The organism is Flagellimonas sediminis (genome assembly GCF_010500845.1).
In the GTDB taxonomy this organism is placed as follows: domain Bacteria; phylum Bacteroidota; class Bacteroidia; order Flavobacteriales; family Flavobacteriaceae; genus Flagellimonas; species Flagellimonas sediminis.
Window position 1 is genome coordinate 1 of the sequence record NZ_JAAAMI010000019.1, and the last position, 8818, is coordinate 8818.

Consider the following 8818-nt stretch of genomic DNA (forward strand, 5'->3'; position numbering starts at 1 on the left):
AATCGATGAGAAGAAAATTAAAAAATAAAAACTAAGTTTAACCCAAGGATAGATCAAATCTGGGCAGTTCGTTTGCTATGGTCAGTTTTATCCGGCGAAGGTGGGTCAGTTTACCCGGCTTATCCACCTTAGCAAAAAAAATGTAGCCTATCAATAAAATGAAGAAAATAGCTGCTGAAGTCCCCACTGAGAACATACTTGGAACGTCCTCAGCATCAGTCACGACGTTTGATATACTGTCCACATCATCATTTTCCGGCTTGGAGACCAAAACAAAGATTCCCGTGCTGATATCGAGAAAAGTATCCACCTCTATTTCTACCCACCCCTTTTTTGAATCTAAATAATTACAGAGTCTGCCATTAAGAGAATTTAATACTACGAAACGAACCTGTCCTTTTTCAAGATTTTTATCATCGGTTTCTATAATTTGAGCTAAGCAAGGGAATGGGATTTTTCGTAATGAATCTTCCCCTAATTCAACTACCAAGTTCTCTATACCGTTTCTGTTCAGAAAATTCACTATAGATTCAATTCTTGGATACTTAGGGTCTCTTTCTATTTCGTTTACAGGAATTTGCTCCCCCTGAATTATAAAAAGATTTTCAAGCGCAACTTTAGTATTAGAATATTCCGTCGATTCCTTAACCCACTTTTTGCTTTTTACATTACCCATGCCTATGATACGTTAAAAAAATGTGCAAACTACTGCAAGCAATAATCATTAACATTATTGATGCACAACTTACAGGCAAATTAAGAGAAAATCCTAGAGGTACTGAACCAAATGGAGTCAAATATCTAATTTATAACCCAGAAGTATATGCCCATATAACAGAACAAAGAACGGATCGTTTGGTGGAAAAAAAGCAACCGGAAAGGGATATCGAATAACCCAGCGATTTCATCAATACTGCTATAAACTGAATATGGGATAGCTCCATTGGGGGAAATTTTCAAGACCCTCGACATGATTCTGCATTGACACACGGCATCAATATCTCTGGAAGACAAAGAGGATAAATCCCTTGTTTTCAGTTTTTTAGCCAGTTCCATGATGCAAAGGAACTATACCTAGACACTTGAAGGATTCAGGACAGGGATATTATCATAAATGGCATTGACAGGTAGCCATTTTGTGCCCGAAGGGAACATAAACAAATCTTAAACCTGATTTAAACAGACCACACTTACTAAGGATATTATTTGCTTACAATGTAAGTTTTTTCATTTTTATGAAAAATTTATCTATATTGAGACATGTATATTAACTCTAACCATTTTATTATGAAAAAAATCATTGGGATTTTTGCATTGGCCCTAATTCTTACTACCAATGCCAATGCTATTGAAGAAAACGACTGTTCATGCACCAAAGCTTCCGATGAGGCTTATCTTTCATGTGTTGCAATCGCAACGGAACTCACTAGGGGACAAAGTGTTGAAGCATTTAGGGCAGCGTATGTTGGATGCATCGAATTGAGGGCCAAATACGAATGAGGACTTGATTCAGAAGGCGAATTCTGGCCCCCAATATTATTCTCCCCAAAGAAACAAACTTTGGGGATTTTTAATGAAAAAATATATCAAAATGAACAAGCATATAATATACCTTTTAATGTTAGTTTTTCATACAACCTATGCCCAACAAGATGGTGTTAGGGCGTTGTATGGGGTCAAATCTGCAAAGAACATTGATGATATGGAAAACTTTGAAGTAAAAAATATAATGATTTCAATAGCTTCTGTATTGAAAGATTTTGAATTTGAATTGTTGATATCGGACCATGAGTCTTTGTTCAATCGGAAGGAACAGTTGAAGCCCGATGATATATCCCCCTATATTTATTATCAAGCATTGGTATTCTCCCAAGGAGATAAAACTTGGTATGTCAATGATTTGGAAGGTACCAAGATTGTTGAGAAGAACGATTCAAAACCAATGACTTTACTACTTGATGAAAAATTGGAATGGGACATTACCAAAGAATCAAAGAATTTTGGAGATTATAAAGTTTACAAAGCTACCACAGTTCGGCAAAAAGGGACGGTCAAGACCCCAGTTGAAGCATGGTTTACCTCTGATTTGCCCTACAGTTTTGGGCCTCTGGGGTTTGGAGGACTTCCCGGATTCATTGTTGAACTTAAATTCGAGGAAATGATCTATACCTTGAACAAGATTGAAAAAGCGAACGTAAAAATCAAAAAACCGAAACTAAACAATCAAATATCCTACCAAGAATATTATATTATGCTGGAAAAAGAAGTGGCGGATATAAAGAAAAAAGGTTATTGAAGAAGATTTGTTTTTTTATTGCTTTTTTATGGGGCAGTACTATAGCTCTAGGACAAGAGATCCAAATTTTTGGTCAGGTAAAGGATTCCAGTGGTGTTGTTTTGTCCAACGCAAATATTATTGCATTCCCAAATTCTAATTCAGAAAAAACCCCATTTGCAATCACAGATAAAAAGGGGGAATATTCATTGACCCTAAAAAAAAATATTACTTATGAAATCCAAGTGAGCTATCTTGGTTTCCGCCCACTGGTGTTTTCATTGATTGCTGAAAATAGTGCCAAAAAGGACTTTACCCTACTTCCATTGGTCCAAGAATTGGATGAAGTCCTTTTAACTTATAAACTTCCTGTCCAGATCAAAAAGGATACTACAATTTATAATGTTACTGCCTTTGCATCCGGTAAAGAACGTAAACTTAAGGAACTCCTAAATAAATTACCGGGGATAGAAGTCGATAGAGAGGGTAATGTCCGTGCGCAGGGAAAAGAAATAACGAAGGTCTTGGTGGAGGGAAAAACCTTTTTTACCGGGGACAGCAAACTTGCCGTGAACAATATTCCCGTAGATGTCATCGACCAAATTGAAATCTTGGACAATTACAGTGCCATCGGATTTTTAAAAGGGCTGGAAGATAGCCAGGAAAAGGCTTTGAACATCAAATTGAAAGAAGAAAAGAAAAGGTTTGTGTTCGGTGACATCGAATTGGGTTATGGATTGGAGGAAAGGTACTTGGCACACCCTGCCCTTTTTTATTATAGCCCCAAGACAAATGTCAATATTATTGGAGACCTGAACAATATTGGTGAGAAAGGATTTTCTATTACGGACTACATTGATTTTGAAGGAGGGTTTGGAAAACTTATGTCCAATAACAAAAACTTTGTCTCTCTTTATAACGATGATTTTGCTTCCCATTTGAACAACATGGATTTCAAGGAAAATTCAAATAGTTTTGGGGCATTTAACCTTAGACAGTCCATTTCCCCCACGACAGAGATAAACTCCTATGCCATTATAACCAATAGCAAATCAGAAACAGAAACCCAAACGGTCAATAATTACCTTGCCGATGAACCTTTCATCGAAAATAGACAGGAATTGGAATCAAATGACATCTCCTTCCTTCTAGGCAAACTATCCATCGGCCATCATTCGAAGCAAAACTTAAACATCTCAGCCAATACTTTGGTTAAATTAGGAAAGAATGACTCCTTTGGCTCTTTGATCTCAATCAATCCATACCAGAACAATAGTCTCCAGACTTTTAATAGTTTTGAATACTTAGACCTAAAACAAAACATTGATTATAATAAGAAGTTCTCCAAAGCCCAGACTCTTAGTGTAGAGGCTACTCTGGGTCATTCTCAAAATAAGTCCATTGGGGATTGGATATCCAATGAGTCGTTTTTAGAAGACCTGCTACCTTTGGAAATTGATATGCCATACAGCATAAACCAAAAGAGGGAATTAAGGAAAACCAGTTTTGACCTTGCTTTAAAAGATTATTGGATATTGAACAATTACAATCACTTGTATACTACACTGGGATATGGCATATCTTTTGACAATTATTTGTCCAGTTCGGGTCAAGCACTTACAGATCAAGACAGTATCGACTTCCCAAAAGATAGTTTTTCCAATGATCTCGATCGTAACTTTAATGATATCTTCATAGGTCTTGAATATAAATTCTTAATAGGGAAATTAATTTTTAAACCTGGCCTTATTTATCATAGGTATTTTTGGAGAAACAGACAGACAACGAACATCTTTACAAACAGTTCCTCAACAATTTTGCCTCAATTTTTACTGAGAGTGGAGTTTAATGACAGTGAAAAATTGATCATCAAATATGATACTGATGTTGGGTTTCCCGATACTTCCCAATTTTCCCAAAATTACTCAATTGTCGATTTCAATGTCGTTACAAAAGGTAATCCGAGTATGGGTCCAATGAAAAGCCATTCCCTTTCCTTGAATTATTATAAGCTAAACTTTTTCAAGGGGTTATATTTTGATACCTCTCTGGTATATTTAAGAAGAGCCCAAAACATCAAGAAAAATGTGGTATTGAATGGAATCGATCAATCAAGTACCTTTCTAATACTTTATTCTCCAGAAAACAGTTTGGCCGGAAACTTTAATTTGAGCAAAGAAATAAGCAACCTAAAATTCCATTTTCAAGGAGAGGCCAGTTATGATGAGTTCTTTCAGGTGTTCAATTCAGAGGCGTCAATTTTTTTTTTGACTGACCTATCGGGGAAAATCAGGGCCGAAACTTATTTTGAAAAGGGTCCAAACTTTGAAATCTCATACGAACATTCTCCTTCAAATTACGGGGGAAAGGATGGAAGAACAAGATACCTATCTTCCGAATTGTTCGTAAGTTCGGAATTCAGATTTTTCGATGATTTCAAATTCACTGTTGAATACTCCAAGAATCGGTTCCTAAATCGGGAAAATAGGATCCAAAATCTTTTTGACCTAGCAAATACTTCTATTTACTACAATAAAGAGAATAGCCCATGGAGTTTTGAAATGGAGGCTACAAATCTGTTCAATGTGAATGCAAAACGGGAAAGTTCCTTTTCCGATTTTATAGTTCAAGAAAGGAGTATCTATATTGTGCCCCGAATTATTATGTTCAAGATTGCTTATAAATTTTAATCTATGTTCATACAGAGTATGACAGTTTCAAACTAGGAGGTGTCCGTCTGAGTAAATACTAGAGGTGAAAAGGAAAGAATAAAAATACTCTGAAAAGGATTATTGAAAGAGAATCAAGTGCTTCTAATATGAAATGATTCTTTGATAATGATTTCGATATCTTCCTTCAAAAAGTTAGAACCTTGTCCTCTTGAGGTCACTAGTATTCATAGGGCCTCAGAGAGTTTATCTTTCTGAGGCTTATTTTTTTCAAACAATTTGCAAACACCACATTTTTAACAAGATTTAACACAATAACGACCTATTTGTTAAATTTCAAATCGATTTATAATAATTTCACTTGTTTTAATCGTTAGTTCTATTTCTTTATCATAGAAATTGTCAAACTTCGTTTTATGGCATTTTTTAGGTTGGTCAAAGACTTAAAATAAAATTTTGAATATTACACTTACCAAAACAGATTATACTATTTCGACTCTACATAAGCTTATATCTTTAGGTGAATATAAAGGCTTTGTCAAAATGCAGGAATTCGAATTGGTACGGCAAAAATCTTATAAGTTTTACAGAGTTAAGGGAAAATTGAACGGAAAGAATCAATTCGTTGTTCAAACAGATTTTATCAAACCCTTGAAAATTTTGGTCAAGACCATAAATGTTTTGGGTATTTTGACTTCTTTGATTTTGGCGTTTGTTATTTCCAACTGGACACTTGTTATCTTATACTTTGTTTTGAGACTTTTTCTGGAATTATATATAAGGTATCACGAAGAAAAGGAGATTCGTTGGTTTTCTGAAGCCTATCATAGTCTAATCCAAAAAATATAGCATAACTATTAGAAAAATGGAAGGATTGATTAATGTAAAAGGTTATTCCGAGAAGTATCTAAAGTTGGCTATCAGACAATGGATTGATTTGTATTTCGAAAGTTTAGATAACGAAAAGACCTTTAATTTGTTCCAACTTGAAGACTCAATCCAAATAAGAATCGATAACATTTCTAACCAACTGTTATTTTTCTTAATTAACTATTTAAAGTACCCTGTGGATATAAAGGGACCAATTGAAATATTGGGATATACAGGACGTGATGAGACTAGTGATTTTAAAGGCCAGGACATATTGATTTATGTTTCTTCCGATGATACTGAATATGATAACGTTTATGTGGTTACAGAAAATAATATTCATTTCAAGATTGACTTTGGTGGTGGAATAAAAAAAGTTAATTCCAGCATTCCAGAATTTTTTAAGTTAACACCAGTAAGCACATCACCGATAGATTCTATTATAGTTTCTAAAAAAGCGAGTTTCTATTTTGATAAGAAGCAATTCTTTAAAACCATTGAAGGAAGGTTTACCATAATATCTTTGGTACTCTTCATACTATTAATATTTCATTTTCTGTATATCAATGGAGATAGCGACATGCTTGAAAAAGAAAGAGCAACTTGGTTTTTATATGCCGGAGTTTCTATTTGGTTTTTTATTGATAATGAAATGCTTAAAAAAGATATTCTGTATCTAGGTTGTTTTGCAATAGCAATTGTATTGATGGTTTATGGGGGGGATTTTGTAAATAATTTTCCAAAAACAATAACTGAAAAGTTAGGGCCATTTACCTTAATGCCATTAACTTTTTTAATGTTGCAATGGCCTCTTCGAAGAATATACAAAGGATTATTTAAGAAAGAACCGAAGACTGATAGGGACGGAGGTGTAACTGATTTCATATATTCAATGGCACTTACATTTGGCTCAATTATTTTGCCATTCGTATTGTATGGATTAATAAATAAGTGATTGTTATATCTAAAAAAAATAACTATTCAAATCAGTTCATATTACCATTCATCCATTCACAACGTATTTTTCTTTTAGTAAAAAGGTTATATTTATAATATGCTTTCAAGCATAATTTGTGCGGCAAATAAATAATTGATTTGACTTTCCTAAAGTCCGTACAAACCAAAGAAAATTTATTTGGCAGCTGATTTTTAAATCAGCTTGTATTTATTCGGTCCCGCTTGCGGGACGAAGGAATAGCAAGAGGATAGCGCGCTAAAGCGACGCTATTGATTCATTTTCCTTCGTAAAATACCTGTTTATAAGGGTTTTTGGAAATGTTTGATTTTAGGAACTACAAAATTTATTGTTACAATAACGCCGGGGTTTCCTGTAATCACTGAAAAGAATTGTAACAATTGTACCCCTTAAAACTTGAAATATGGATGATTTTAGAGCTGTTAGGATAAAGAAAAGGACTTTGTCCAGATTTAAGGTGTTTTCTAAAAAAGTGGGCAAGAGTTATTCCCATACCTTGGATATGGTCATGGATTTTTTTGAGTGGCATGGGTTTTTACCCTCTGAAAGATTTGAAAAGAGCATAGGTCAAGAGATTATCAAGAACAGAAAACGGACGGATGCGGTCATTGCCATTATTAGGGACATTGAGAAGAACCAGACACTACCCACGATTGGAATGATGCAGGCCTTGTTCAATCAAGAACTGGACAATGATGGGGAAGAAGATGATTTCCTTGAGGATATGATCGAAAAGAATCCTCCAAAGCCATATCCAAAGTACGAGGGTGAGGTAATGGTGCCCAGGATCAAGTATGAACATTTGGAGGAAAAGGCAGCCGCACTTCAAACAGATTTAAAGGAAATCCTTGATAAGGTCAAAGTGGTCAAGGGCAGTTTTGGGAAGAGTTACCTTAAGCTGGAGATAACGGAAGGGAGATTGGAAAGATATAAGCGTGAAGCCAACAGACCTTTGGATTCTCTTCATTGATATGAAGCATGTGCCAAATCAATTGAAAAATTTGCCTCGCTCAGTAGTATTAGTTTGGTAAGTTTTAGGACGCTTGCAGCACTTCACTACGTTCCGCTCGCTTTTGAAAAGTTATGCTTTTAGATGTTTTTCTAGTAGTCGTATGAGCTATTTTAATTCAGCATATCATATCAGGCTCTATATCGAGTAGGTCTGCAAGCCATACTATTTCCCTCATCGTGAACTTGTCAGGATGGTTCAGTCATTAAACTGAACTTTTGTATTTCTTTCTAAAATCTGTTGGTGTGGTTCCTGTTTTAGCTTTAAAAACTTTAGAGAAATGGGCATAATCCTTAAAGCCCAGAAAATCAGAGATATTTACTAAAGAATTTTCTGAATGTACCAAGAGTCGCTTGGCTTCCAATAATAAACGTTCTTGGATTAGTTCTGAGGGTGACTTGCCAATGGATTCCATGGTGATTCTGTTCAAATGCTTGGTTGATATGTTTAGTCTTTCCGCGTAATACGACACCGTTTTTTCCTTGCGATAATTTTTTTGGATCAAGGTTTCCAAGTTTCTTAGTGTATTGAGATAGGTTGTTGAAGCTATAATTTTGTGCGATTCATTTGAGGAATATAATCGGGTCAGGTCAATATAGGTTAGTCTTATTAAGCTCTGTAACTTTTGTTCTTTAAAGGGTAGGTTCTTATGGTATTCGGAATTCAATTCGGCAAACCGTGTCTTGATTTGTTCAAGATTATCCAAATTTATGTGAAGGTTTGGTGGGTTTTCATTGGAAAAGTAGAAAGGGAATTGTTCAAGTTTGGTATCCGAAAAGCCAACTTCAAAGAAATCCCTCGTATGAAAAAATATGAAACCATCAGGTTCGCTGTCAAATTTCCATAAATGGGTTTGGCCTGGTTTTAAGAAAAATACACTCCCTGGGCAAAGGTGCAAAAAACGGGCATAGTATACCACCTTCGGCGGGTCAAAGTGAGCCACCCGCGGCGGACCAAAGTGAGCATAGTGGGGCGGATGAACGTGAGCCACTAAAAAGATCGATTCTATTTGAGTGTTG

Annotated in this window: 8 protein-coding genes; 6 read left to right on the top strand and 2 right to left on the bottom strand. The window is 35.3% G+C overall.

The genetic code is table 11. The features are described from left to right. Nucleotides 1-37 precede the first annotated feature (37 nt). On the bottom strand, nt 38-676 hold the full coding sequence (locus GTK07_RS18945) for a hypothetical protein (RefSeq protein WP_163636616.1): 639 nt from the start codon (nt 674-676) through the stop codon (nt 38-40). 20 nt (nt 677-696) lie between these two features. On the opposite strand from GTK07_RS18945, the gene GTK07_RS18950 reads away from it, so the two are divergent. From GTK07_RS18950 to GTK07_RS18975, 6 genes are all read left to right on the top strand, one after another. Next, the gene (locus GTK07_RS18950) at nt 697-894 is read left to right on the top strand and encodes a hypothetical protein (RefSeq protein WP_072878803.1); all 198 of its coding nucleotides are present in this window, start codon (nt 697-699) and stop codon (nt 892-894) included. Between the two features lie 393 nt (nt 895-1287). After that, nucleotides 1288-1500, top strand: coding sequence for a hypothetical protein (locus tag GTK07_RS18955; protein WP_072878802.1), 213 nt, complete (start codon nt 1288-1290; stop codon nt 1498-1500). 91 nt (nt 1501-1591) lie between these two features. Beyond that, nucleotides 1592-2296 carry a GLPGLI family protein gene (locus GTK07_RS18960; protein ID WP_163636617.1) on the top strand — a complete coding sequence of 235 codons (705 nt, stop codon included), beginning with the start codon at nt 1592-1594 and terminating at the stop codon, nt 2294-2296. Continuing rightward, a complete protein-coding gene (locus GTK07_RS18965) occupies nt 2293-4965 on the top strand; it encodes a TonB-dependent receptor (RefSeq protein WP_072878800.1) in 2673 nt (890 codons plus the stop codon). The genes GTK07_RS18960 and GTK07_RS18965 overlap by 4 nt, the downstream gene beginning before the upstream one ends. Nucleotides 4966-5809: 844 nt before the next feature. Next, complete coding sequence (locus tag GTK07_RS18970; protein ID WP_163636618.1) at nt 5810-6769, top strand: hypothetical protein; 960 nt, start codon at nt 5810-5812, stop codon at nt 6767-6769. A 424-nt stretch (nt 6770-7193) separates the two neighbouring features. Then, on the top strand, nt 7194-7760 hold the full coding sequence (locus tag GTK07_RS18975; RefSeq protein ID WP_163636619.1) for a BfmA/BtgA family mobilization protein: 567 nt from the start codon (nt 7194-7196) through the stop codon (nt 7758-7760). 244 nt (nt 7761-8004) lie between these two features. On the opposite strand, the gene GTK07_RS18980 is transcribed toward GTK07_RS18975, so the two are convergent. After that, on the bottom strand, nt 8005-8505 hold the full coding sequence (locus GTK07_RS18980; RefSeq protein WP_163636620.1) for a helix-turn-helix domain-containing protein: 501 nt from the start codon (nt 8503-8505) through the stop codon (nt 8005-8007). Nucleotides 8506-8818 lie beyond the last annotated feature (313 nt).